At 70.0% G+C, this 26,151-nt stretch carries 21 protein-coding genes; 10 read left to right on the top strand and 11 right to left on the bottom strand.

Going from position 1 to position 26,151, the window contains the following annotated elements; translation table 11 throughout:
- Positions 1-269 precede the first annotated feature (269 nt).
- The 3 genes from gntA to CAP_RS18855 form a co-directional block, all read right to left on the bottom strand.
- The gene (gene gntA, locus CAP_RS52400) at positions 270-1,871 is read right to left on the bottom strand and encodes a guanitoxin biosynthesis heme-dependent pre-guanitoxin N-hydroxylase GntA (protein ID WP_197041250.1); all 1,602 of its coding nucleotides are present in this window, start codon (positions 1,869-1,871) and stop codon (positions 270-272) included.
- Positions 1,872-2,265: 394 nt separating this feature from the next.
- Positions 2,266-2,739 (bottom strand): NUDIX domain-containing protein, encoded by a 474-nt coding sequence (locus CAP_RS18860; protein ID WP_044242952.1) that lies wholly within the window; start codon positions 2,737-2,739, stop codon positions 2,266-2,268.
- Positions 2,740-2,784: 45 nt separating this feature from the next.
- Positions 2,785-3,750 carry a hypothetical protein gene (locus tag CAP_RS18855; RefSeq protein ID WP_044242949.1) on the bottom strand — a complete coding sequence of 322 codons (966 nt, stop codon included), beginning with the start codon at positions 3,748-3,750 and terminating at the stop codon, positions 2,785-2,787.
- Positions 3,751-3,855: 105 nt separating this feature from the next.
- On the opposite strand from CAP_RS18855, the gene CAP_RS18850 reads away from it, so the two are divergent.
- The gene (locus CAP_RS18850; RefSeq protein WP_231511557.1) at positions 3,856-5,109 is read left to right on the top strand and encodes an acetyl-CoA acetyltransferase; all 1,254 of its coding nucleotides are present in this window, start codon (positions 3,856-3,858) and stop codon (positions 5,107-5,109) included.
- Positions 5,110-5,138: 29 nt separating this feature from the next.
- Positions 5,139-6,611, top strand: coding sequence for a carotenoid oxygenase family protein (locus tag CAP_RS18845; protein ID WP_044242948.1), 1,473 nt, complete (start codon positions 5,139-5,141; stop codon positions 6,609-6,611).
- Positions 6,612-6,878: 267 nt separating this feature from the next.
- Here CAP_RS18845 and CAP_RS18840 read toward each other — a convergent pair whose 3' ends face one another.
- The 6 genes from CAP_RS18840 to CAP_RS50575 all read right to left on the bottom strand — a co-directional run bounded on the left by CAP_RS18840 (position 6,879) and on the right by CAP_RS50575 (position 15,754).
- On the bottom strand, positions 6,879-7,091 hold the full coding sequence (locus CAP_RS18840; protein WP_044242945.1) for a hypothetical protein: 213 nt from the start codon (positions 7,089-7,091) through the stop codon (positions 6,879-6,881).
- 98 nt (positions 7,092-7,189) lie between these two features.
- Entirely contained in the window at positions 7,190-8,494 is a 1,305-nt protein-coding gene (locus tag CAP_RS18835; RefSeq protein WP_231511556.1) for a PEGA domain-containing protein, read from the bottom strand.
- A 23-nt stretch (positions 8,495-8,517) separates the two neighbouring features.
- Positions 8,518-11,145, bottom strand: coding sequence for an FG-GAP-like repeat-containing protein (locus tag CAP_RS18830; protein WP_197041249.1), 2,628 nt, complete (start codon positions 11,143-11,145; stop codon positions 8,518-8,520).
- A 71-nt stretch (positions 11,146-11,216) separates the two neighbouring features.
- Complete coding sequence (locus CAP_RS44935) at positions 11,217-13,226, bottom strand: serine/threonine-protein kinase (RefSeq protein WP_052375485.1); 2,010 nt, start codon at positions 13,224-13,226, stop codon at positions 11,217-11,219.
- Between the two features lie 86 nt (positions 13,227-13,312).
- The gene (locus CAP_RS18820; RefSeq protein WP_044242939.1) at positions 13,313-14,554 is read right to left on the bottom strand and encodes an SPRY domain-containing protein; all 1,242 of its coding nucleotides are present in this window, start codon (positions 14,552-14,554) and stop codon (positions 13,313-13,315) included.
- A gap of 666 nt (positions 14,555-15,220) precedes the next feature.
- Positions 15,221-15,754 (bottom strand): hypothetical protein, encoded by a 534-nt coding sequence (locus tag CAP_RS50575; RefSeq protein ID WP_197041248.1) that lies wholly within the window; start codon positions 15,752-15,754, stop codon positions 15,221-15,223.
- Positions 15,755-15,870: 116 nt separating this feature from the next.
- Here CAP_RS50575 and CAP_RS18805 point away from each other — a divergent pair, with 116 nt between their 5' ends.
- The 7 genes from CAP_RS18805 (at position 15,871) to CAP_RS18770 (ending at position 22,093) form a co-directional block, all read left to right on the top strand.
- A complete protein-coding gene (locus CAP_RS18805; RefSeq protein ID WP_044242935.1) occupies positions 15,871-16,407 on the top strand; it encodes a hypothetical protein in 537 nt (178 codons plus the stop codon).
- A 365-nt stretch (positions 16,408-16,772) separates the two neighbouring features.
- Positions 16,773-17,429, top strand: a complete 657-nt coding sequence (locus CAP_RS18795) for a hypothetical protein (RefSeq protein WP_044242931.1) — start codon at positions 16,773-16,775, stop codon at positions 17,427-17,429.
- 13 nt (positions 17,430-17,442) lie between these two features.
- Positions 17,443-19,122, top strand: coding sequence for a type VI secretion system baseplate subunit TssF (locus CAP_RS18790; RefSeq protein WP_044242929.1), 1,680 nt, complete (start codon positions 17,443-17,445; stop codon positions 19,120-19,122).
- A 16-nt stretch (positions 19,123-19,138) separates the two neighbouring features.
- Entirely contained in the window at positions 19,139-19,912 is a 774-nt protein-coding gene (locus CAP_RS44930) for a DotU family type IV/VI secretion system protein (RefSeq protein ID WP_081865026.1), read from the top strand.
- A gap of 18 nt (positions 19,913-19,930) precedes the next feature.
- Positions 19,931-20,290, top strand: coding sequence for a hypothetical protein (locus CAP_RS18780; protein WP_044242927.1), 360 nt, complete (start codon positions 19,931-19,933; stop codon positions 20,288-20,290).
- A 22-nt stretch (positions 20,291-20,312) separates the two neighbouring features.
- Entirely contained in the window at positions 20,313-21,032 is a 720-nt protein-coding gene (locus CAP_RS52395; protein WP_044242925.1) for a lytic transglycosylase domain-containing protein, read from the top strand.
- 116 nt (positions 21,033-21,148) lie between these two features.
- Positions 21,149-22,093 carry a hypothetical protein gene (locus CAP_RS18770; protein ID WP_044242923.1) on the top strand — a complete coding sequence of 315 codons (945 nt, stop codon included), beginning with the start codon at positions 21,149-21,151 and terminating at the stop codon, positions 22,091-22,093.
- 288 nt (positions 22,094-22,381) lie between these two features.
- On the opposite strand, the gene CAP_RS18765 is transcribed toward CAP_RS18770, so the two are convergent.
- Positions 22,382-23,350: a hypothetical protein gene (locus tag CAP_RS18765; RefSeq protein ID WP_156040928.1), complete on the bottom strand. Its 969-nt coding sequence runs from the start codon at positions 23,348-23,350 to the stop codon at positions 22,382-22,384.
- A 214-nt stretch (positions 23,351-23,564) separates the two neighbouring features.
- Positions 23,565-23,942, bottom strand: coding sequence for a hypothetical protein (locus CAP_RS18760; protein ID WP_044242918.1), 378 nt, complete (start codon positions 23,940-23,942; stop codon positions 23,565-23,567).
- Between the two features lie 157 nt (positions 23,943-24,099).
- On the opposite strand from CAP_RS18760, the gene CAP_RS18755 reads away from it, so the two are divergent.
- On the top strand, positions 24,100-26,073 hold the full coding sequence (locus CAP_RS18755) for a hypothetical protein (RefSeq protein WP_044242915.1): 1,974 nt from the start codon (positions 24,100-24,102) through the stop codon (positions 26,071-26,073).
- Positions 26,074-26,151 lie beyond the last annotated feature (78 nt).

Raw genomic sequence — 26,151 nt, 5'->3', positions numbered from 1 at the left:
CCTGCGCCGCTGCGACATCGGTGAGCCCATCCTGCGCTCGGCTCTGCGTTCATTCCAAACCCGACTCTTCATGAGCGCCATGAAGCCGCTTCATGGCGACTGCGCTTCCCCCTTGCCCAGAGCGCAGCGACGAGGCCGCCGTGGCGTCCGCGAGAGCCGCCTGCGCGTCCCCTCCAGCCAGTGGTCAGCCGGAGGGCACGCGCGTCAGGCGGGAGCGTCAGGCGGGAGCGTCAGGCGGGAGCGTCAGGCGGGAGCGTCAGGCGGGAGCGTCAGGCGGGAGCGTCGAGGGAGGTGAAGCCGTCGAGGATCTCGAAGTCGATCGGCTTGAGAGAGCCGTCGTTGGTGACCTCGCTGGAGCAGGCGGTGAGACCGACGATCATGGCGGCCTCGGCCCGCAGCTCGATGGCGTCGCCGGCGCGGCTCGGCGGGGGAGCGATGGTCATCTTTCCGGTCCTCGGGTCGAAGCTCACGTCCATGAAGATGTTGAAGGTGGAGCCGATGCGGTCACCCTCGACGCCGAAGCGCTCCATGGGGATGCGCAGGTTCTCGAAGCAGCTCGGGTGCGAGCCGTCGTCGCCGCGCAGCTTGCGGTACATCTCCGGGCTGCACGGGGTGAGCACGAAATCGTGCCGACCCACGTCGTCGCGGGTGATGGTCCACATCGGGTTCGAGCGGTTGCTGTAGAGGATGTGACCCCGGGTCAGGTAGAGCGTGTCGGCGTAGTCGATGCTGCGGCCGCCGCTGAGGTACTCGCGCCGGTCGTCGAGGCGCACGCTGTAGAGATCCGAGACCTGCTTGCCGGTGGGATCGATGACGCGGAGGGTCTGCCCGGCGTCGATGAGGAACGATACGCCGCTGTGGGGCGGGATGCGGTAGCGCACGCCGGGCCTGGGCCGGTCCCCTGACAGGGCGAGCGGCGCGCCCTCGGCGTCGGCGCGGGGAGTCTGCCCGGAAGGGGAGGCTGTCTGCAGGGGGGTGGCGCCAGCGCCGCCCGCGAGGAAGGGACAACCCGTGATCGCACCGGCGACCTTCGGGTCGGCATGCTCGTGAGCGACATCTGCGGGGGCGTCCTGGCTGTCGTGGAGATGGAAGGGAGGGTGCCAGCCAGGTTCGACCGCGCGGCCGCTGTACTGCCTGGCCTCGCTCTGCTCGCCGAAATCACGGAGGACGGGGTTGATGTCGCCCTGGAGCTCGACCTCCTTGGTGCGGATCATCTGCTGCATCCGGCCGTATTTGCCCTCGGCGCGCAAGCGCTCGAACTGCATGTGGGGGTTGAAGACGAGCGCTGGCCACGGGAACTTGCGGCTCAGGCGCTCGCTGCCGGGGTGCAGGCCGACGATGAAGAAGGCACGTCCGGCGAAGCTGTAGGAGAAGTGGGGGTCGTCGGGGTCACTGCTGACGTCCAGATCCCAGGGCGCGCGGTCCGCCTCATGGAGGGCCTGGAGCTGCGCCCAGAGGGCCCGCTCGAAGGTCTCCTCGTCGGTGTCGAGGGGCTTCTCGAAGATGGCGACGAAGGTGGCGAAGGCGGCGCTGATCTCGTCGATCTGCTGGCTGAAACTGGCGAGATCGCGGGCCAGCGCGGCCGTCGCGGTGGGTGAGCCGAGGGCGTCGTACAGGCCCAGCCGGTAGCTCCCGCTGTTCACGGCGCTCTTGGCGCCGAGGCAGGTGTAATGGGGGTCGAGCACGAAGGCCCGGAAGGCGCCGTGCATGGCGGCAGCGGTGAGGTCGGCACCTTGCACGTCGTGAGGCACGCGCTCCGCATCTTCCCAGGCGGGCTGGAGGCGCTCGGGGTGGTCGATGGCGGGGCGGTAGTACCTGCCAGAGATGCGCGGGGACGCGGGGGCGACGGGGGACCGGGGCGCATCAATCACGCGGTTTTCTGCTCGATGGATCTCCAAAATGCTCCTCTGGCTGCGTTCGCAGCTCCTCCCGCTGACGTGCGGACGTGTCTTGGAGAGGGATCGATGCGCACATCGTCGTGAGCCTGCTGCGTCGAATGTCCGTCCGTGTGCATCTCCCATTCCAGACTAGATGCCGGAGCGCGGTGTTCGATTGTCTGCAGTGGAGCAACGGAACTGCCGTGCGACGTGCCGCGAAGGTATCCGTGGGAGCCTCCCGAAGAGGGTAGGGAAGCGACTGGTTCACGGCGCGGGGCACGCAGTACCAGCGTGCAACGATGGCATTCTCGCCTGCCGTTCCATGCACACGGCGCCCGGCGCTCGGCGCTCCAGGGAGGCGGAGGACTCGGCAGGAAGCGCTGAAAGATTATCGGGGCAGCATCCGAGGGAGCAGGGACTCGCCTTCAGGTCGAAGCACCGAGAGCGGAAAGACAGGCGCGCCCTGGAGGACGTCCTCGAAGAGCTGCACCAGATCCGGACCACGCTGGGGAAGCGTGGCCAGCTCCTCCAGGGTGACCCACCGGGCTTCGAGCGAGTGCTCGTCGGGCTGTCGCTTGGGGGTTGCGTCGTCTGCGGGGCGGGCGAGGAAGATCACCCGGAAGCGCGCCTCGTCTCCGCGGGGGGAGTGCTCCACCCGGAGGATCCCTTCGAGGACGATGGGGATGCCCCCCTCCTCCAGCGTCTCGCGCAGCGCCGCCTCGGCGAAGCTCTCGCCGGCCTCCACGCGGCCCGCAGGCAAGTACCAGAGCTGACCGTGCTTGCGCTCGCGCACCACGAGGAACCTGCGGCCCAGCTTCACCACGGCCACGGCGAAGCACCACGCGGAGATGGAGTGAGGCATGGGCAGAGAGGATAGCGCGCCTCCCCGGGTCAGTCGTCGCCCAGGTCAGTCGTCGCCCTCGTCGTCATCGCTCTCGCCCTCGTCGCCTTCGTCGCCCTCGTCGTCCTCGTCAAGCCGCGTCGCCCGCGCGTGAGCAACAAGGGCCTCCAGATCGTCGACGTACAGGCCGAACTCGGAGAGGAAGTCGTGCCGATCTTTGCCATGGCGAGGCGTCATGCCGACGAAGAGGAGGAGGTCGTCCTCTCCCGTCTCGTCGTCCAGCTCCAGGTGGCCCCAGTCGAGGCGGTAGCTCATCCGGAGGGCTTCGCGGGGATCGAGATCCTGGATCTCGTCAGGGCTGCTGAAGAAGCTGAGCATGTCGTCGTCGACCACGACGGTCACTTCCCACTCCCCCGAGCCCGCGAGGAGGGTCACCGCGTCCTCCTCCACGCTGTGGATCAGGTGCTCCGGGTCGAGCCACGCAGCGAGCTGCTTCGGGCCCGGGAGGTCCGCGTCATGCTCGTCGTCTTCCTCGTCTTCGTGAGCGTCGACGTGGTGGTGATGCTCGGTGTGGTGATCGTGCTCGGCGTGGTGGAGGGCGGTGTCGTGCTCGTGCTCGTGCTCGTCCTCGTCCTTGTCGGGCTCGTCCTCGTCGGCCCTGTCGCCCACCGCATGGCCGAGGCCCTCGGTGAGTCCGAGCTTTCCGGCAGCGGCATCGGCCAGCTCGAACAGCTCCTTGAGGAGCACCTTGGTGTCTCCGAAGGACGTGGAGATGATTACCCGGAACCGGTCATCGGCGCCTTCCGGCTGCCGGATGGAGACGAACCCTGAGAGCTCCTCGCCGCCGGCCGTGCCGTAGCCGACCTCAAGGAGGAGCTGACCGCGATGCCGCTCGAAGGCTCTCGCGTCCACGTCAGGCCAGTGGAGACGAGCGCGCGGATCGGACGCTGCTGCCTCCTCGAAAGCGTCCTTGAGGGGCGTGAGCGCGACGATCTCGTGGTCCCGAGCCAGCCAGGAGAATGCGGTCGCCATGGGAGCACGCTACTCCCTGAGCGGGAGAACTGCCACCCGCGCCTCGCCCACCAAGCAGCCGTCGTCCAGCGCGCAGAGGCGTGCTGCGCGTCAGGTGAGGTGTGTATGATGACCAGCGTGCCGGAGCCGGTCGTCTTTCTGGGGGGCGCGCAGACCGATTTCGCGCGTCACGTGGCGCGTGAGGGCAAGGAACTCGCCGACCTGGTCCGCGAGGTGACGCTCGGCGCCGTGACCGACGCAGCGATCGAGCTGCGCGACATCGAGAGCATCCACGTGGGTAACGCCTTCGGCGAGCTGTTCACCGGGCAGGCGCAGATGGGAGCGCTGCCGGCGACGGTGATCGCGGAGCTGGTCGGTGTGCCGGCAGCGCGCCACGAGGGGGCCTGCGCCTCGGGGAGCCTCGCGGTCCTCGCGGCCTCGGCGGAGATCGAGGCGGGGCGCTACGGGTGCGTGCTCGTCGTCGGCGCCGAGCAGGAGCGGAACGTCTCCGGCGAGGTGGCCGCGCGCCACCTGGGTACGGCAGCGTGGACCGGGCACGAGGCGGAGGGGGCGCGCTACGTGTGGCCGCACCTGTTCTCGCGGATCACCGAGGCGATCGAGGAGCGCTCGAAGTCCGGGCCGACGCGGGCTCACCTCGCGGCGATCGCCCGGAAGAACTTCGCCAGCGCGCGCCGGAACCCGCTCGCGCAGACGCGCGGGTGGAGCTTCGGAGAGCGCGCGTTCGAGGACGACGACGCGGTGAACCCGGTCGTCACGGGGCGGGTGCGGCGGCAGGACTGCGGTCAGGTGACCGACGGCGCCGCAGCGATCATCCTGGCCTCCGCGTCGTTCGCCGAGGCGCACGCGAGGCGCACGGGGCGGCGCCTGACAGGCTCGCCACACCTGCTCGGGTGGGGGCACCGCACGGCGATGCTGTCCCTCGAGGAGAAGCTCCGGCAGAGCGAGGGCCACCCGTACCTGATCCCGCACCTGCGCGCGGCAGTCACCGACGCTTACCGGCGCGCCCGCATCGACGGGCCCTTCGCGCTGTCCGGCATCGAGACTCACGACTGCTTCACCGTGACCGAGTACCTCGCGCTCGATCACCTGGGGATCACGCCCCCGGGCGAGGCGTATCGCGCCATCGAGGCAGGGACGTGCGAGGCCTCCGGGCGGCTGCCCGTCAACCCGAGCGGAGGCCTGATCGGGCTTGGCCACCCTGTCGGTGCGACGGGGGTACGGATGGTGCTCGATGCATGCCGTCAGGTGTCGGGCCAGGCGGGGGAGACGCAGGTCGCCGGCGCGACGAAGTTCGGCACCCTGAACATCGGTGGGAGCGCCACGACCGTAGTGAGCTTCGTGTGGGGAGTCCCTGACTAGGCACCAGGATCGGGAAAGAAGGTCGTTCCATGCGCGTCGAGACCATCAAGCAGTACACGTCCAAGCTCCCCGCCCACGACCCGCACCCGTACCGGACAGGGGCGTGGAGCCCGAACACGGTGGAGGTCGATGCCCACGATCTCGAGGTGATTGCCGGCGAGATCCCGGCGGACCTGGAGGGGGTGTACCTGCGGAACACCGAGAACCCCCTCTTCGACGCCATCACGGGCCGCTACCACCCCTTCGATGGCGACGGGATGATCCACGCGATCCGGTTCGAGGGCGGCAAGGCCGACTACCGGAACCGGTTCGTGAAGACGGCAGGCCTCCTGGCGGAGCTGGAGGCAGACGGGCCGCTCTGGGCGGGCATTCTCGAGTCCCCCGCGCTGTCGCAGCGCGACGGCTGGGGCGCCCGGACGCGCATGAAGGACGCGTCGAGCACCGACGTCATCGTGCACAACGGCGTGGCGTTGACCACGTTCTACCAGTGCGGCGACGCCTACCGCCTGGACCCGGAGACGCTCGCTCCGCGCGGCGTCGCCAGCCTGCACCACCCGAGCTTCACGAAGGGCGCGACCATCTCGGCGCATCCCAAGGTGGACGAGGCGACCGGCGAGCTTCTCTTCTTCAATTACTCCACGGAGGCGCCGTACTGCCACGTGGGGATCGCGGACGCGCGCGGCGCGCTCGTTCGGGCGATCCCGGTGGAGCTGCCGGGGCCACGCCTCCCCCACGACATGGCCTTCACGGAGCGCTTCGCGATCATCAACGACTTCCCCGTCTTCTGGGATCCCGCGAAGCTCGCGCAGAACGTGTACCGCGCCCGCTACTACCCGGACCTCGGCTCACGCTTCGGACTCGTGCCGCGCAGCGGGGAGGGCCCTGTCCGCTGGTTCACGGCCTCGCCCACCTACGTGCTCCACTTCTCGAACGCCTACGAGGAGGGCCACGAGGTGGTCCTGGAAGGTTATTTCCAGGGTGCGCCGGTGCCGGAGCGCACCGCAGACGACACGCCGATCACCATGTTCATGAAGAGCCTCGACATGCACGCGATGAAGACGCGGCGTCACCGGTGGCGCTTCAACCTCGAGACGGGCGCCACCCGGGAGGAGGCCGTCGACGACGAGTGCTCGGAGTTCCCGACCATTCACGCAGGCTACGCGGGGAGGAAGCACCGCTTCGTCTACGCGGCGACGGGCGAGCCGGGGCTCTTCCTGTTCAACGGCCTGACGCGGACCGACGTGGAGACCGGCGCGAAGTCCACGTACCGCTTCCCGAAGGGGGTCTTCGGGAGCGAGGCTCCCTTCTGTCCGCGCAAGGGCGCGACCAGCGAGGATGATGGGTATCTGGTGACGTTCACGATCGACGCCGCGAACGATGCCTCGGAGTGCCAGATCTTCGACGCGCGTGACCTGGAGCGCGGCCCTGTGGCCCGGGTACGGCTGCCCATGCGCATCTCAAGCGGCACCCATGCCACGTGGACTCCGCTCCCGGGCCGTTGAGGCCCACAGTCGCGCGCGTCATGCGCGTCATGCGTGTCATGCACGTCATGCACACGTCGTGCGTGGGCAGGAGCCGCAGTCGACAGGGGCAAAGCTGGCCTCCTGGAGACCTGACCAGCTAAGCTGCAAGCCGGATCTGCTGGTCGACTACCGCCAGGTTGCTGAGCGCGGCGTGGCGTCGCAGGTCGAACAGGTTTTTGCGGGTGTTTCGATAACGAGCCCGGTCACCTTGGCGGTTATGTAGCTTCGCCAGCCCGTGCTCGACCATCACACGTTTGCGTAGCTCGGCACGCTCTTCGGGTGGGCCGGCGAGACGCCCTGCCGGTCGTAGGCCGCGAGTAGCTTCGCCTGAAAGTCATCGTCAAAGAGGCGGTGTCGAAGCTCCCGGAGGAACACGAACACACGCCTCTTGGCGCAACGCTTGAGGATCTTTTGCTCCCGCGACGACAGCTCAACCGGCGGCTTCCACAGGGTCGGCATGCACCACCTCCGCCGCCCTTTGAGCAGATGCAAAGGGCGCCGTCGATCCCCTCACGCGGAAGTGCTTGATCTTGCCTGGCTCTTAGCTGATCAAGTCTCTAGAACTCGACGCGGAGCCGCAGCGACGACGCGCTGACCGTGAACTCGACCCGGGGCGCCGGCTCTCTGGGCGTCCTGGGCCGCTCGGCGGGTGGAGGTGCTGCCTCGGGATGGTCAAGGACGAACAGCGCCGCACCGGTCGCGAGGGTGAGCCCCGCGACTCCGCCCGTGATCGCGGCCGCGAGCGCGAGATCGTTGCGCGCCCTGACGGCCTGGTTGTACCGGTCGCGGTCCTCCGGGAGCAGCACGCCCGTCTCGCGTTGATCCCGGAGCGTCACGGCCTCGGCGTCGCGCCCCAGCGCCAGCCCGGCCAGGACCCCGCTCACCGCGACCCCGGCGCCTCCTGCTGCGAGCACCGTCCAGGCGGCGACGCGCTGCGCGGTGAGCGGCAGCTCGGCGGTGATCTCCGCCGCCTCGTCACGGCCGAGCGTGATGCGTTTGCTGAGTGGCTCGTGGCCCGCGAGGGAGATCGTGACGAGGTGCGCCCCCGGCTCGACCTCCAGCGGTGCGCTGGTGGGCACCGTCCCGCGCACCTGGCCGTCGATGGCCACGTGAGCACCCGTGCTCCCGCGCACCCGCAGGCGCGCCGCCTTCGGCCGGAGCACCACATGGCGCGGCAAAAGCTCCTCCGGCACCGCGCGCACCGTGAGCTGCTCCTCGTGGTAGCCGTTCGCCCGGACGCGCACCGCATGCGGCCCTGGTTGGACCCCGACCACCAGCGGGGCAGGGGAGAAGGCGCCTCCATCCAGCGCGATCTCGGCGCCGTCCGGCAGGGCCGTCAGGAGGAGCCGCGTCCCGCCCCGGCGGCTGGTGATAGGCGCTGGCCCACCGCCGGCCCGCGGAGCCGCGCCATCGCCCCTGGGGACCGGGATCTCGACGAGGCCCGACGTGTCGGCCTCCGCGGGTGCGCCCTCCCCAGCGGACGCGAGGGCTCCCCCGGCGAGCCGCCCTTCCAGGGGAACGAGGGCCTGGAGCGCCTCCATCGCGTCCTCCCTCCGCTTGGCTTGAGGATCGGCGCGCAGGTACTCCCGGTAGAGGGCGATGGCGCGCTGCAGGTGCTCGGGGGTGGCGTCGGCGAGGTACTGGCGCCGGTGCGCCTGCGCCGCCGAGAACAGGAACGAGGGGCTCGGCAAGAGCGCGTGGGCCTTCAGGAAGGCCTCCGCCGCCACGGCATACTGGCCTGCGTCGTAGGCGCGGGCGCCTGCCGTGAAGAAGTCGGCAGCCTGCGCGCGTGGGTCCACGGGGGCCTCGGCGCGTGCTGGCGTCGCCGCGAGCGACAGCACGAGCAGCAGACAGGCGCGCACGCCGCTGGCCCGGATCGCGCGCCTCACTCGACCACCGGAATGCCCCGGAGGACAGTGAGGAAGGTCGAGGTCACCGCGACGACGAGATCGTCCACGCCATCGCCATCGACGTCGCCCGCTCCGAGGGCCGTGAACCTGGTCTCTCCAGGCGGAGGCTTCTGTGTCTCGGAGAAGGATGCGGGCAAGGGGGCGAGCTTTCGTTCGCGCGTGTCGATGTCGTACACGGCTTGCATGCCGGGCCCCACCACCGCGAGTTCCGGCGCCGCATCGGCGTCGGCGTCGAGCACCGCAAAAGCGAGGGCCTTGCAGGCGTCACCCGCGCAGCCCACGTCCAGGGGTACTTCCGTGAAATTCCCGGCCGCGAAGCTCCCGTTCTCCTCCAGGAAGTAAGCGACGAGCACGCCTGCGCTGGAGCGCGCGATCACCAGATCGTCGACGCCGTCTCTATTGAGGTCGGCGACCACCGGGCGGGGCGCGTACGTCGGCGGGTTCGAGGTGTCGTCGATCGCGCGGAACGTGTGGCTGGTGGCGCGCTGTTCCTGCGACACGAAGGAAGTGCTCACGGGACGGTACACGTGAACCTCCCCGTCGCCGAGCAGGAGCAGATCGTCGAGCGCCGGCCGCCCGTCGTCCGTGGCCTGCGTGCCGGTCCGGAGAGGCATGAGGAGGCACGCATCGCACGCCAGCGGCGGAACCATGCTCGTATCTGGCCGGCGCAAGGTGCTCGCCGTCCTGTCTCCCTCCACGAGCCCCAACCCTTGAGGCCCCGCGACACCCTGCGGCGCATCCGCGACGATGGCCAGGCTCGATCGCGGCGCGTCGTCGGCCTCCGAGAAGCGCCCCGCCGCGAGGGCGCGCAGCGTCATGCGCTCCACGCTCGTCGTGCTCTCGGTCGCGGACGGGAAGTAGGCGGGCGCGAGCAGGAGGCGGCCTTCCTGGGCCTCGACCAGGGCGAGCGCGCTCCCGGCCTGCGCGTCCTCGATGGTGCGCGCTGCGAGGATCTGCTTCCCGGGCGCGCCAGGGACGAAGCTCCCGACAGAGAGCCCCTTGGCCTCGGCGAGCAGCCCCTGGGTCGCCGGAGCGCTCGGCGCGGCGAAGGCGTTCCCGTAGGCGACCGTCAGGGCGGTGATCGGCGCCTCCAGGGAAGGAGCCACCTGGTCGAAGAAGGCCACGTCGACCACGCCATCGCCGTCGACATCGCCGACGCCGACGTGGCGCGGAGGGCACTGGGTCTCCAGGCGCTCGGCGTGGAAGCCGCCGGCCCCGTCGCCCCTGCGCACGATGAGATCGGGCTCCTCCCCTTCCGAGGAGACGATGTCGAGATCGCCGTCGGCGTCGAGGTCGGCCACCGCGGCCTCGCACCCGCCGGTGCTCCCCACGCACAGCGGTGACGCGAACGGCATCGCCGGGGGACACGGGATGGGCACGAGTTCGGGCCCCGGCCGCGTCGCGTCGAAATCCGCCGCCACGAACACGACGTCGGGGTTCCCGAGCTGCGCCGCGAGCGTGTCGTCGGGCAACGCCAGCGGGCTCGTGCGCTGATCGGGCATACCCGGAGGAGTGACGGGCGGTGGCGCCGAGTGGAAGCGGCCATCCCCGAGCCCGTAAGCGACGTGGATCTTGTCGTCCGTCGCGTTCACCAGCAGGTCGAGCGCGCCATCCTCGTTCACGTCGACCACGGCGATCGCCGCATTGCGATCCCGGATGGTGCCGTTGCCGTCGAGGGTGACGGTGGGGCTCGGGAGGGGCGCGAACGAAGGCTCAGCGCTGGCCCCGCAGAACCCGTAGAGCCTCAGCGCCTTCTGGTCCTTGGCGGCCACGACGATCTCGTCGCAGGCCTTTCCCGCAGCCGCCCCCACGCCATCGAGATCTCCCGTGCTGACCACCGAGGCGCCCCTGACCGCCTCGGGCATCTCTCCCAGCGCCCGCGGATTGAGGGCAGGATCGCGCAGCAGCCTGATCGCGCCTGCCTTGCCCTCGGCGGGGAGCAGGAGCAGCGCGTCTGTGCCCCCGCTCTGCACCTTGAAGCTCCTCGCGTCTTTCTCGGCCACGAGCACGCTCGGATAGAGCGCAGGCGAGAAGAAGGGGCCATCGCTGGCGAGGTAGACGAGCAGGCCATCCCCGAGGAGACCGCTCCCCGTCGTGATCAGGTCGAGCTTCTCGTCGCTGGCCAGCCCCGCCAGCACGGGTGCCGGCCCGAGCGCCTGCTGCGCCTCCTGCTTGCGCGTGCGGAGCGACTGCTCGGAGGCGGGGCAGAGACCCGGGGAGCGGCTCTCGAACGCGGTGACCACGCTCCCTCTCCGCGTGGTGTACACCGTCTCGGCGCAGCCATCGCCGTTGACGTCCCCTACGAGGAGATCCTGCGTGGTCTCGGTGCTGACCGCGAGGATGAGCTCGAAGTGGCCGCTGGGGCGGCGGCACACGCCGTCTGCACCACACCCGTACCCGCCGGGGCACGCTGGCTCGGCCCCACCTTCGCAGGTGTAGCGGCAAGGATGCGCCGTCTCCCGGGCACCGCAGCCTGGCTCCCCGTCGCACTCCTCCCCCCGGTCTGCCTCGATGACCCGGTTGCCGCAGATGTTCTCTTCGAGGATCGACAGGTTCGAGCACGCCGCCAGCGCGCCGGGGACGAACAGCGCGAACCGTCGCATCCACCCCCGGACCGGGGAGGACGGCGACGCGAGGTTTCGCGAGGCACTCAGGTTTCGCGAGGCACTCACGGTCATGGCGTCCTCTTCGTGCCCACGGGGGCAAGCTCCGCGGGCAGGTCCAGATCCCGGTGAAGCTGTGGCCTCGCCGTGCCGCGGGGTTTCGCCTCCCCCTGCGGCGCTGCGGAGGCAGCGCTCGCCAGGGGGGCGGTGCCCGCGAGAGGGGTCAGCGCGACGGACAGATCCTGATCGCGATCCGGCACGATCCAGAATGTCTGAGGCGCGTAGCCCTCCCGCTCCACCCGCAACGCGCGCCGCGCCTCCGAGCGCGAGAGCACGAGCGGCGCGCTCGCCAGGCCGACGCGGCGATCCTCGAGCAGAAGGACCGCGTCCGGGGGCTCGGCCGCGACACGGAGCGTCACCGGGGCCCCCTCGCCGCGCGTCGCTCTCGACGGCAACGTGGACACGCCGGCCGTCACGGCCTCGTTCGCCGGGGGGACGCTCGCCGACGAGGGCTCCCTCGCTCCCCGCGCGAGCACCAGTCCCCCCAGCGCCAGGCCAGCCCCTGCGAGGGTGAGGGCTCCGAGGCGCCGACCTGCCCGCGTCCCCGAGGGTCTCTCCCCTGGAGGGGCGCTGGCTGGAACCCCGGCGATGACGGTCCTGCCAGGACCCGAGGCGCTCTGCCCCTCCGTGGACGGTGGGACGCCGGGAGCGGCGTGCAGCGGCGCTGCGTACAGCGTCTCGTTCCCCTCCGGCGCCGACGTCTGCGCTGCGCGCGCCTCTCCCGGCAGGGGCTCTCCGGGATCCACCACGGTCTCGGCTGGGGGCCCGTCGGTGCCGGCGGAGCGCACCGTCTCCACGATGCGCTCGCCCCCCGCGCGCTGCGGCCCCACCTCCTGCGTCTCCGCCGAAGCCGCAGGCCGTGCGCCCACGGCGACGGTGGGCGCACCCGGAGCGAGCTTCGGGTCTCCCTCCTGCTTCCGGGTGACCTCCACCGCGACGGTGGGCGCGTCCGGAGAGACCTTCGGAGGACGCTGCACCGCCACCGTGGCGACCTGCGCCGGGCCCGCCGCGGTCTCCGGGGGCGACATCCGCTGCGCTCCCTCCCGGTCGAACCCCACTTTGCTCGCAGCCTCGATCAACGCTGCCACGGCCTTCCCGGCGGAGTCGGGCCTCGCGCTCGGGCGCTTCGCCACCATCGCCAGCACCGGCGCGTCGAGCGCCGGGGGGAGGTCAGGGCACACCGACGACATGGGCGGCGGCGGATCGGTCGCGTGCTTGAAGAGCACCTCGACCACGGAGTCGCCATCGAACGGCGGCCGCCCCGTCAGCATCAGGTGGGTCACCACCCCGAGCGCGTAGATGTCCGTCCGGTGATCGACGTTCTTGCCGCGGCTCTGCTCGGGCGACATGTACAGCGGCGTGCCCATCGCCACCCCCGTGGCCGTCTTGTGGGCGAGATCCTCGGCGACGAGCTTGGCCACCCCGAAATCGAGCAGCTTCGGGAAGTAGCTCCCGTCCCTCTCCGTCGCCAGGAACACGTTGTCGGGCTTGAGGTCCCGGTGGGTGACCCCCGCCGCGTGGGCAGCGTCGAGCCCCTCGGCCATCCCACGGAGGATGGGCAGCGCACGCGCCACGCTGAGCCGCCCTTCGCGCGCGAGCAGCTCCCCCAGCGTGAGGCCATCGAGCAGCTCCATGACAAAGTAGTGCTGCCCATCGCCCCCCAGGCGTCCTTCGCGCTTTTCTCCGAGGAGGCCGAAGGAGAAGACATCGATGATGTTGCGGTGCCGGATGCGGTTGACGGCGCGGGCCTCGGCGACGAAGCGCGACACGATCGCGGTCTCGGCCGAGAACTGCCGGTGGAGCACCTTGATCGCGACCCTCTTGCCGATCAGCGGCTGCTCCCCCGCGTAGACCGCGCCGAACGTCCCCGACCCGAGCTTCCGGTCCACCCGGTACTCGCCCACCATCGTCCCGGGCGCGAGCTGCGGGTCCCCCTCGGCGGGGACGAGCGCGCAGCCATCTACCTCGCAGTCGGATCGGGTGTCCGGGTAACTCGCGCCGCACTCCGGGCAGATCAGCATCCGTGTTCGATGCTACCTGCGCCCAGCAGCGCTCGTCACGCGCCCACACGGGTGCACATGCGCGTGAGGCGCGCCGGAAGGCTGGCTCAATCTGTCAGCGTGAAAACGTCGCCGCCGTAGCAGCCGCTGAAGCTGCTCATCGGGAGCCCGGTCTCCGACTCCGCGGCAGCGACCAGCTCCTGGGTGTCGCCACCCCCCGTGTCATTGGGCCACCGGCTCGCGAACCCCAGCGCCTGACCATTCACCTCGTAGACGTAGCTATCCACCGGGACCCCGGGCGGCGCCGTGACCGTGGAGGGCGCATAGCTCGACAGCAAGATGCGCGTCACGGTCGCGCCAGGAGCGGTGGTCACGCGGAACTTGGCAGCGTCGTAGGTGCTGAGCACCAGGGCCGTCGCTCCTTGCCGCTCCACGTGGACGTCGACCTGGCCGCCCTCGCCGCCGCCCGGCGTGTAGATCCCGACGATGTGCAGCTCCTCGGCGCCGGAAGCTCCGGAGGCGTAGCTCGTGAAATCGCCCGTCGCGCAGATCGCCTCCATCGGCGCTGGCGTCGCCGGGATGCCCTCCGGGCCGGGGTCGATGCACGCCCCGCTCGCGTCGGTCTCGATTCCCGAGCCGAACGGCGCGAACCCTTCGGGGGGCGGGTACGCGAAGTCCGTCGCCCCGAAGTTGAAGGTCGCGACATCTCCTGTGGAGAGGCCGATCGCCGGATAGTAGGAGCCGCTGCCGGGGAGCACCATGATCTCCACGCCACCGTTGCCCGCCGCCGGGTTCGCGCCGTTCATCCAGCCCCCGTTCTTGCGGAAGAAGACGCGACCCGCGTCGAGATCGGCCGCGACGCCGACCACGTCCCCGGGCCCGTAGGGAGCGCCAGAGAAGTTCGGGGTCGAGAAGGGATCCGCGAGCGAGCCGGTCGTGTTCAGGAACGCGCCCATGCCGCCCGTGACCCCCGTGTTGTAGAGCACCTCGGCCGTACCTACCCCGAGGTTCTGAGCCCACCAGATCCCCTCGTCGCTCATGCTGTCGATGGAGACCTCGAAGTACCAGCGCCCCCCCACGTGGCTGGCATTCCCATGGGCGACGCCGTAGCTATCGTTCAAGCAGCTCGCGGTCAGGCCATCGCCCGCGATCTCGAGCGAGAGCCCGAAGCTGTACTCCGTGCTCAGCGCCATGGTGCAGTCCCCGAGAGGGGGGCCCGGCACGTCCGGTAGGGGCTCCACCGTGTCGTCGTCGTCGTCTGCCCCTGGCTCGATGATGACGACGGTGCCACAGCCGAGGAGCGAAGCGGTCGACACGAGAGCAGCGAGCAGCGTGGTGCGCGTGGGCATGGCATCCTTCCTGGTGACGTCGACCTCATCCCCCGGGGTGATCGGGCCGCGCTACCGGCCATCCTACACCAGGCGGCGCCGGCTGCGCTCACACCTCGCGGCAGATCTGCGCGATCAACACGTGGTCACCTCCAGCTCCCCCGGACAACCGCGCTCAGATCGGCCGACTGAGCCGCTCGATCCCCGCCTTCACGCGGGCAACGCGCGCCTTCGGCACGCCGAGATGCGCGATGGCCACATCCATCTCCGACCACGTGAACGCACCCACGTCGACCGTTCTTGAGGAGGAGCGCATCCGCGAGGATCTTGCGGCGCACGCTGGTCACATCCGCGCACGCGAGCGCCACGCCGATGTACCTGGTCACGTCGTGGTGGACGATGTCGCGCGCGAACGACTGCCAGACCGCGTCGGTGCTCGGCCCCGCGAGGGTCACACTGATCATCAGATCATCGACGACTGCCCACCGGTGCGGCACGAACTCCATCGCTGCTAGGCCCTCGAATACCGCGGGGATCCCGGCTCGTAAAGGGTGGACCCCCCGCGCTGGAACGCGCGCGGACCGGCCGTCGTGGCACGCAGGTCTCTCCGGCGCAGCGCCATGCCATCATGGCCGCGCCCAGCGCCTCCGCGAAGGTCACCACGATGCCCACGAAGCTCCGGATCATTCACTTCGATGTCTCCCAGGGCGAGTCCACGCTCATCAGCTTGATCAAGGGGGCACGTCGACCCATGTCCTCATCGACGGGGGCAAGAAGTGCCGCGGCAAGTACGTGGCACGGTGCCTGAAGCTCCTCGGCGTGACGGAGCTCGCGTTCATCGTCTGCACCCACCTCGACGGCGACCACCACGAAGGGCTCGAGCCGGTGGTCAGGCACCCGGACATCACCACCAGGATGCTGCTCGTCCCCACGTTCGGGTACAACCGCAGCAAGTTCGATCGCCTCAGAATAGCGTGCAATGACGAGGGTGTTTCCTACCGGGTCGCCAGGACGCGTGAGCTCCTTATCAACGACCTCGACTGCAAGCTGAAGATCATCCACGTGGGCACGCCCCAGATCCGGGACGACAACACCGCGAGCATCGCCTGCCTGCTGCAGATGAACAGCTTCGTCTACTACACGGCCGGCGACCTCCCCTCCGAATACGAGGACCGTCTGGCGCTGCCCGGGCATGTGTGTGCCTTCAAGTGCGGTCACCATGGCGCCGAGAGCAGCACCGACGTCGCCTTCGTCAAGGCCATCCGACCGACGGCTGCCTTCATCTCGGCGGGGCGCCACAGACACGACCATCCCCGCCAGCCGATCCTCGACAACCTGTGCGCGTCAACCTCGCTGCCTTCTATGCGACCAACTGCGAGCCGCAGCGGAGGGGCTTCGTGGTCCACGTGCGCATCGCGGGGGACAATGCCAAGGGGTTCGTCGCCAGCAAGCGGGGACGCGGCGTCCTCGGGCACCTCGTGCTCTACACCGACACCACCCTCAGCAGGCAGCACGACGGAACGGCGCCGACCTTCTACGTCTTCCGGCCGCCTGCGGGGGAGGAGAAGACCACCTGGCGCGTCTACCCGCACATCTGCAACAAGAACGACCACCTCCCGGACAAGGCGCCGACCACCTTCCTCCAGCCGCTCACGGCCGCAGAGCTGCCGGAGTACCGCCTCATGGTGCTGTCCGACACGCTCAGCGCGCGCAAGAAGAAGGACAGCACCTTCACCTTCGGCAAGTTCCTCGCCGCGACGAAGGGGACGCACTTCGCCTATCCCAGCAGCCCCATCCGCGAATACTCGCAGGACCCGGTGAATTTCCTGAAGACGCCCAGTTCCGCGCCGAGCAGCGTGAACAAGCGCAAGTGACAGGAGGTGGAGCACGCTTCCAGGAGCAAGCGGCTCTCGGAGTGCGTGGGCTGCGGCGTCGACGACAGCGCCGCGGGGACCGAGATCGACTGCCTCCGTGGCGAGGATTGGTTCCTCTGCAAGGATTGCGACGGGGTGTTCGAGGACGGGTTCGACTGCACCAATATCGGAGCACCTCCACGGAGACAGGCGCCCGATGCCGGACTCCGGGGATCGCACCGAGCGACGCCCGACCCGCCCTGCAGGCCCTGACGCTTCCTGGCTTGCGCGTCGTTTGTCCGTCCCCGCGTGCCTCGCGTAGGCTGTGAGGATCCGGGGAGCCTGCCTGCCGCGCAGCGCTCCCGCCGCCTCGCGACGCGCGACCCATGGCCAGCCCCTTCATCTGCTCCATCGAGCTCAGCAAAACGGACGGGGTGACGGTCGTCGTCACGGACGAAGACGCCAAGATCACCCAGACGATCGCGATGAACGGCACCACCGTCACCGTCACCGTCAAGAAGGGGGACGACAAGACCACCACCATCACCCAGGACGCGGAGAGCCTGGTGCTCAAGGTCGTGGGCGAGGAGACCAGCACCGTCACCCAGAAGCACGACAGCGTGGCGATCAAGTGCAAATCGTTCTCGGTCGAGGCAGAGACCGTCAGCGTCAAGTCCACGGAGGACTCCACCCATGAAGCCCAGGGCAAGCTCACCGTGACGAGCACGAAGGACATGACCCTCACCTCCTCGGCCAAGCTGAGCGCGTCGAGCACCTCCGACATGAAGCTCGCGTCGAGTGCCGGGTTCACGGCGAGCGCCACGGGCGACGCCAAGCTCTCGGCCACCAACACCACGATCGAAGCCTCCGCTGCGCTCACGGCCAAGGGCGGCACGGACGCGGCAGTCTCCGGCGGCAAGATCGCCCTCTCCGGGACCATGAAGGCCGACCTCACCGCGCCGCTCACCACCGTCGGGCAGGACGTCACCACCGTGAAGGGCTCCCTCGTCAAGGTGGAGGGAAGCCTCGTCAAGCTCGGCTGAGGGGAGGGATCGCATGGCCCAAGACCATCTCGAAAAGGCGTTCCTCGAAGAGCTCGCGGCGCTCGAACGGTTCCGCATCGCGTACACGGGCGCTTACCCGAGCACGCCCCTGTCCCGCGAGGATCCCGACGTCCGGCGCCTCCTCGAAGGCATGGCGATGTTCTCGGCGCGCACCCGCCTCGCGGCCGATCGCGGCATGCACCGCAGCATCCAGCGCATCTTCCGCCAGCACTTCTCGTACCTCCTCGGCCCCTTGCCGGCGATGGGCATGCTGCGCGCCACGCCCACCCTGAGCCTCGCCGACGCGGCCGATCTGCCCCGCGGCGCCGGGGTGCTCCTCGTCGAGCCCCCCGCGAAGGGCGCCGAGCCCCGCGTCTTCCGGATGCAGACCCGACACCGCCTCCGCATCCTGCCCATCACCCTCTCCGGCGTGAGCCTGATCTCCCGCCGCGGCCGCGGCGCCCGCATCCTCCTCCGGTTCTCGAGCAGCTTCCCGCGCAACGACGAGATCGGGGAGATCAACCTGCACGTCAATCACCTCGACGATCTCGGCTCCTCCATGGCCGTGCTCCACGCCCTGGACAAGCACCTCGCCTCGGTGAGCGCGGTCTTCGACAGGCCGGTGCAGGAAGACACCGCGGGCGTGCCCTGCGAGGCTTACGTCGGCCCCCCTGCGCAGACGGGTCCCTTCCTCGACCGCACCGAGCACCCCCTCCAGGAGGCCCGCGCCTCGTTCCGCTTCCCGCGCCAGGATCTCTACCTCAACGTGCGGGGGATCCAGGCCCCCCGGAACTGGCGGGAGTTCACCCTCTGCCTCGACATGGACGACCGCTGGCCGGCCGAGCTGCGGCTCACCACGGACACCCTGGAGCTGTTCGTGGTTCCCGTGGTGAACACCCGGGTGGACATGGCGAACCCCCTCACCTGCGACGGCACCCGGGATCGCTACGCGCTGAGCCACCCCGACGCCGCCGCGCGCTTCGTCCCCACCGGCGTGCTCGGCGTCTACCGCATCGCGGACCAGGGCCTGGTGCCCATCGAGCCCGCGGTGATCCCGGCGCGCCTCGGCCCGAGCGCGGACACGGCGAGCGCCCGCCGCGCCACTTACGACGTCACCTACGAGGGCCAGGGCGAGCAACGCCGCGCCTTGCTCTCGCTGAACCTCCCGGGCGCCTTCGACGACCCCCAGAAGGTCGCCGTGGAGGCGGTGTGGCACCAGCCAGCCCTCCGCGGCGTGCGCGGGGGCGACCTCGACGTGCGGCTCGCCGACCGCCACCTCGCCGGCGTCTCCTGGTCCTGCTCCGGCGGCCTGTCCCTGCCTGCCGAGAGCGACCTGGAGGAGGACCGGGAGTCGCTCCTCGAGCTGCTCTCCCTGAAGAGCCAGCGCTTCCTCGGCGTCGACGAGCTGCGCTTCCTCCTCCGGGCCATCGGGGCCCGGGTGCTGCCGCAGTTCGACAAGCTCGCCGCCGCGCTCACCCACGTGGACGTGGCCAGCAAGCCCTTCGCGAAGAGCACGAGCGGGTTCAAATACGTCTACCAGATCGCCTTCGAGGGCCTGAACCCGTCGGACCTGCCCCGGGTCGAGATCTTCTGCCGAAAGCTGCTCGACGTCCTCGCCGCCTGGAGCGTGGAGGAGGTCGTCGAGCTCGTCGCCAGGGTGCCCGAGCTGGGCGCCGAGGTGCGCGTCCCCTGAGGGACGGGAGTCAACGATGGGATCGATGACGGCGCTGTGGTTCGCGATCGAGGAGGCCTTCGCCGAGGTGGAGACGCTCTGCGTGGAGGCGCGGGCGGCGGAGCTCGCGCGCGCCCGCAAGCAGCGCGACGAGGCGGCGGTGCTGGCGCTCGCGCGGGGACGCACCGTGGCCATGGAGGAGGAGCCTCCCCGGGCCGAGGCGGAGGCCCGCTACCCGGGCGCCAAGGCGCTCGCCGAGGACCTGGCCTTCCAGGAGGCGCACCCCGACGGCGCCGACTTCGTCAAGCTCCGGGCGCGGGTGCGGCAGCGGCTGGTGTGGCTCAAGGGCCAGCTCTCGGGCACGTTGTCCGAGCACGAGGTGCACTACGTGCTCTTTCCCATCGTCGTGCATTTCGACGAGATGGTGCGCCTCGTGAGCCGGAACGCGACTGCGCGCTGGGAGCCGCTGCAGAGCGAGCTTTACGAGGTCAGCAACGGCGGAGAGCTGTTCTACGCCCGCCTGGAGGAGCGGCTGCGGCAGGAGGAGACGCCCCCCATCGTCTTCGAGATCTTCTATTTCTGCCTGAGCGACGGCTTCCAGGGGATGTACCAGGGCGACGCCCGGAAGATCGCCGAGTACAAGGAGCGCCTCTCCCTCCGCATCCCGAAGGTTCCCATCGAGGCGGAGGACGAGGGCGCCCAGGCCGCGCCGGTGGAGCTGGTGCGGTTCCCGTTCCACTACTACGCCGCGGCGATCGGGGCGATCGTGGGCCTGTACCTGGTGCTCTGGCTGCTGGCCAGGAGCGCTTGAGGCGCGTGGGAGCGGCGCATGGCAGGCGAACCGTTCGACCTGGAGCGACTGCGGCTCACCTGGGCGCGCGCCGCAGAGCCACCGCCCGACGCGCTGCCGGCGCGCCTCGCGGCGGTGAAGACCCCGCGCGATCCCTACCCGGAGGCGCGGGCCATCCTCGCCCAGATCCGGGCGCTCTCGCGGGCGCAGATCCCGCAGCGGAAGGAGACGCTGGAGCATTTTTTCGCCGAGGCGGAGGATCTCCTGGCGCAGATGGCAGGGGGATCGGGCGAGGACGCAGCCGAGGCGAAGGCTGCCAAGGATCCGCGCGCGCGGATGATGGAGCTGCTGGATGAGCTCACGGAGCTTCTCGAAGTCTTCGCGACGATCGGTCGCTGAGCGGGCCCGGGGATGGCGCGCGGTGGCGGCGGGCTCGGGCCTCGTCGGTAGCGCGGTGCTGCTCGGCGAGGGGCACGCGGCGGCGGAGGTGGTGCGCTACGTGGACCGCGAGGGCAAGGTGCACGAGGTCACCGTGACCGCCGAGGCGTCAGCGTCCGAGGCGTCAGCGTCCGAGGCGCCTGCAGGCCAGGCGGCGCCTGCGACCCAGGCCGCCGCTGCGGCCCAGGCAGCGTGGAGCGCGGGGAGGGGAGGGGCTGCCCCCGCGACCACGCTGGCGACGACGGGCGCCTCCTCGCCCGGGGCCGGCACCATGGACGGGTTCCCGTATGCCGCGCCCGTGCGCGAGGCGGCAAAGCTGTATTCACTGCCCGTGGAGCTGATCCTGGCGGTGATGCAGGTCGAGTCGGGCTTCGACGCCAGGGCCGTCTCCCGCGCGGGGGCGCAAGGGTTGATGCAGCTCATGCCGGCGACCGCGGTGGAGGTGGGGGTGCGGGACCCCTTCGACCCCCGTCAGAACGTGCTCGGCGGGGCGCGGTATCTGCGCATCCTGCTCAATGCGCACGACGGGAGCGTGACGCTGGCACTGGCGGCCTACCACGCGGGCGCGGGGGCCGTGGAGAGGCACGGGGGCGTGCCGCCCTACCCGGAGACGCAGCGGTACGTGGTGAGCGTGAGGAGGCTCTACCACTGGTACAAGGCGAGCGGCACGGCGGTGGGAGCGGGCACGATCAGGGCGAAGTGAGGCGGGCTCGGGGGACTGGAGCGTGCCGGGATGACAGTGCGTCGGGGAGCCCATTTCGGACCTCGCCGGAGCGAGGGCGTGGCTTCCCGGGGGGAGTGCGATAGCCTGCGATTGCCATGATTCTTACTGCCGAAGGTGTCGAGAAGGCCACGCAAGACCTCATCGAGGATCTCGATCCCGACCATTACGGACTGTGCGAGGCAATGGCCGTGAAGCTCGAAGGGGGCGTCGCGTCGGGATCGTTCACGGGCTCCGGGGTCGTGTTCCGCATCGATCTCGCCGCTGGCCGGACCTACGTCCTGACCGCCAAGCACAACCTCCACATCGCCGCGAAGCGCGCCAACCTCGGGTCGAGCGGGCTGTCGGCCTACTTCCGCACCAAGGTGCGGGTGAAGGTCCCGGGCATCTCCTCCCAGGAGTACGCCATCGCCGGCATCACCCTCTGCGACGGCTCCGATGCCGACTTCCGGTACGACGTGTGCTTGGTGCAGGTCGACTCCATGCCGCTGGCCAGGGCCGTGAACGACTTCCTCAGGGTGGGCTTCCGCGGCGAGTTCGCGTCCGCGAAGGCCAGGAGTGGCGGCCTGGGGGGCGATCCGCAGGACAAGCAGATCTGGGATGTCCTCACGAACGACGCGGCTCAGCGCGTGCTCGGGAACAAGTACGGCTACAAGGATTACACGCTGCTCCAGTTCGGCTTCGGCAAGATCGAAGCCGGGGACATGGCATCCTACGGGTTCCGCAAGCGCGCGATCTCCCTCAAGCCTGAGGGCAACGTGGCGAGGGTCGTGCGCGAATACATCCCCAGGACCCACGAAGGCTACCAGGACGTCTTCGTCTTCCCCGGGACCGACACCAGCACGGGTGCGCCAGGCGACTCGGGCGGCCCCGTGTTCGCGCTGGACGCGACGAGGACGAAGAGCTTCCTGCTCGGCCTCCACTTGGGGGCGAACTTCTACGCGAACCGGACCGACAACAATCCCAGCAGCACCACGGTCAACAACGCCTTCACGGTCCTCTCCTCCGACCGGCTGGGCGTCGCGCCCTACGTCCTGGAGTGAGCGCCCTGTGATCCGCGCCGCCACCCCGGCCTGAGCGGCGGGGGAGGTGCTCTGCCCGCGGGGGAAGCGCGGACTCCCGGGCCAGGTCGCGCCTGTCGCCGCCACCGAGCGCCGTTCCCCGCCACGGAGCGCCCCCCTCCGCCGAGGACGGGGTCATTCGCGGCGGTGGGAACCCCCCGAGCCCGGGGCAGGGAGGATTCCGGGAGGTCCGAAAGGGACCATCCCCGGCGGAGGGGGGCGCTCACGCGCGGGGAGGGCGCGAGGACCTCCGGGCCTCGTCGGGGTCGCTCACGGGAGGCGCCGGGGGACAAACGCCTCGACCTTGATGCCCTGCCTCGTGAAGACATCGTTGCTGTCCGGATCCTGCCCGTCCGCCACCACGGTGAGGGTGGTCCCTCCGCCGACGTCGCTCACCGCCTTGGTGGAGAACAAGCCGTCTTCCGAGGACAGGCGCTTGAGGTCCGCGGCCTTGCGGATGCCGTCGCAGTTGAAGATGTAGCCCTCCCTCTTCGTCACCACCGAGGGGACCTTCACATCCATCCCTGCCGACGGGACGAGCTGGATATCGAGCCGCACGGAGCGGTCTTCAGGCCTGGTCCTCTGGATCCGGCGCACATTCTGGTGGTGGTCGAGGCAGATCTCGACGCCCACTTTCCTCGCGCCGAGGTTGAAGATCGCGCGCTGGTCACCGGTCTCGTTCAGGGGCATCTCCACGACGTCTTCTAGGGCGAGGAGGTTCGGAGAGAGCCGGTCTGCCTTCTTGATGAAGTCGATGCCGGAGACGTGCTTCTTCCACACCACCTTGATCTGCGGGTGCTGACCCCCGAGGCCGCAGGGGGCCATGTTCGCGACACGTTTCTGGCCGTTGGTCGCCAGATGAATGCAGACGACGGAGCCGAAGACGAAGAACCAGTCGCTCCACTTGGCGTCCGTGACCAGCTCCGTCACCTTGTGGAGGGCGTACTGGGCGATGCCGTAACTGTAGGCGCCAATCGGGCCACGGAAGAAGAACTCCGGGGCCATGAACACCTTGAGGACCTGCGGGTTGCGGCTGGTCTGGTTCCATCCCCAGGCACCGTCGAGCGCGCGCTGGAAGACCGCGAGCCTCTTGTCGAAATCAGCCTTCTCCGCGTCCGTATCCCACGTGCTGGGGGCGAACTGCGTCGCGTAATACCCGTGGTAGAGCTTTCTGCCGTTCCTCTTGGTGCCAAAGGTGTCGATGCGCATTCCGTGAAACTGGACGTGTGAGTAAGGCATCCTCGTCCTCCTCGGTATCCTCCGCGGGGGCGCGAACAGGCGCCGACCGATGGCTGGCCGAACGAGCAATCGTCGATGAAACCACGGGCCTTTGCGGACGACAACGCGGGCGACAGCGTGGACTCGGTCGAGGTGATCCTGGGATCAGCTTGGAGGTGCCGGAGACCGAGGCGTCTGCGGCACAGGCTGAGGATACCGGCGGGGGGAAATGGCCTCAGCCCGCCTTGGCGAGCGGTACCTGTGCCAGCGCTTCTTCCGCCCGCGACCGCAGCATCCGCCTGCGCGTGTCGCGCGCACCGTCGCGCGCACCCGGCACTGTCAGACCCTGCATCACGGTGGCTCCTCCGCCGAGCTTCGCCACCCCTAGCACCCCGAGGTTCTGGCCCCGCCCGCCCAGCACCATGCCCTGGGCCCCCGCGATCTCGGCGCCCCGCACCCGGAAGAAGCGTGACACTCCGTCGGCGTCGAACAGCACGCTCCCGTCTGCACACTTGCGCATGGCGAGGTTCCCGCGCTCTCCGTATTCGAGCAAGCGCTGCTCTCCCACCACGTAGCGGACAGCGATCTGCGCAGCGTTCATCCAGGTGGCCATCCGAGCCCTCCAGCACTCCGTCAATGCACTCCCTGTACCGAGGTCCTCCCTGCCCAGCCCACTTTCCTGCCAGCAACGCCAGGAACTTGTTCCCCTCGTGCACAGGGTGGGATGTGCAGGGTCGACCGAGAAGCCCATGCACAGGGGATCCGCGTAAGTGATCGGGACGCCGCCCACGTTTGGCACGCCGTTGCCCGGTGAGCCGCCCGCTCCCTTCACCGACCGGCTCGTGGTGACGCTCGACCTCGACTTCGGCACCGACGCGTTCTCGCTGCCGGCCGGCAGCATCGAGCGCCTCGGGCTCGACGCGACCGTGCACGGCTTCTCGGCCGAGGTCGTCTTCTTCGTCTCCGCCGCGCAGGAGACGGACGGCCTTCTCTCGCGCTTCACGTCGCAGGGTCTCATCACCGCCACCCTGACCCTGGCGAACGGCAACGAGGGCTACGCGGACCCGCAGGCGACGCCCTGGAAGCTCAAGGGGCCCGTGACGGAGCGGCGCCTCGCCGAGATTGTCTCCGACGACCGCGCCGGGCTCCCCGTGGTCGGGCGCCGCTACACGCTGCGCTTCCTCGATCCCGCGCGTGCCCTCTGGGGTCAGCACCGGCCCCTGGAACTGCACGCGGGCGCCTCGATGAAGGAGGTCCTCGAACAGCACGTCGCCCCGGGGATGCAGCTCGACCTCTCCTGGCCGAGGCTCGGCGTGGCGCAGGACATTCTCTGCGTAGGGCTCGGGGGCGCGTGCGAGGCGAGCTTCCACGATTTCGTGGTCTGGTTTCTCCACGACACCCACGGCGTGCTCGAACTCGACGCGGCCGAGGGGAAGTACCGGCTCGGTGGCGCCAAGGCGAGGGCAGGGGAGGGGATGACCCTCGATGCCGGCGTCATCGGGGAGATCCGCCTCCTCGCCCCCGAGCCCCCACGACCCGCGGTCGCGGTGCTCAACGGGGCCGCGGAAGCGGCGGTCCACACGAAGGAGGTGACCAACGCGCACGCCGTGGCTGGCGTCCGACGGGAGGTGCTCGTCCGCACCCCGATCCAGACCGAGGTCGACCCGCGCGTCACGGTGGAGACGGCGCGCCTCGCGGCTCCGGAGCACGGGCTGGAGATCAGCCTGCGACGCTGTCCTCCGGCCTTCGTCGTCCCGGGGGGGATGGTCACGCTCGCCGCAGAGCTGGGGGACCGGATCTATCCGGCTCGGAAGAAGTACCGGGTGATCGCCGCGGCGCTCGACGGGCGTGCCGCGGCGGAGGCGCCCGATCTCACCGAGGGGAGCGCGCGCTACACCCTGACCCTGCGCCTCCGCCTGGAGCGCGAGAGCGATCCGACGCCGCGGCTGCCGCCGTTCCGGCGCCCCTCGTACCCGGTGCTGGTGGAGGGAAAGATCCTCTCCGCGAGCGGCGGAGACGAGGACCGGACCTGGGACGCGCGCGAGGGCAAGGACGATGCGCGTCCGCGCTACCGCATCCAGATCCCGCTCTGGAACCAGACGGTGGTGGCGCCGTTCATCCCGGGCCAGGCGCCGGGCCACTTCTTCTTTCCGGCGTACAAGAACGAGCGGGTGCTCGTCGCGCTGGGCTTCGACAGCGCCGAGATCGTCGCGTTCCTCGACTGGGCGGGCAAGCTCCCCGAGGACACCCAGGGAGACCAGATCGTCCTCGGCAAGCGCGACCGGGACGAGACCACTGTGCGCCACGTGTACGAGGACAGCAAGCCGGCGCTGCGGGTGGAGCGGCGGCTCGGGCGCGATGTGGAGACGCTGGTGATCTCCGAGGGGACGATCCGGTTCGAGGTGAAGGAAGAGAAGGGCGAGGACGCGCCCGAGCCCACCTACGACCTGAAGCCGACCGTGGACGCGGCGAAGGATCAGGCGTCCGCGGAGGTGCGGAGCAGCGTCGGCGCGCTGTCCGGGAAGTTCGAGGGGGCGATGGGAGGGGCCACGGGCAGCCTGGATGCCGCGACGGCGGAGGTGGAGGGGGCTGCCGATGCGGCCGTGGCGACGGTGGGGGCGAAGGTCGAGGCGGCCCAGGCAGAGCTGCAGGGGATGATGTCGAGCGCGACGGAGGCGCTGCAGGCCGTGGTGGCGAAGGTGGGGGAGGCCAGGGCGGCCGTGCTGGCGGCCCTGTTCACCTGATGCATGCGGTCGGGGACAGCGTCCGCTTCCCGAGGCGACGGGCGCCAGGCCCGAAGCGGGAAAGCGCTCTGGAAATGA

The sequence above is a fragment of the Chondromyces apiculatus DSM 436 genome, assembly GCF_000601485.1.
Taxonomy (GTDB): domain Bacteria; phylum Myxococcota_A; class Polyangia; order Polyangiales; family Polyangiaceae; genus Chondromyces; species Chondromyces apiculatus.
The sequence above is the reverse complement of the archived record's forward strand: the minus strand, read 5'-3'. Positions and strand labels throughout refer to the sequence as shown.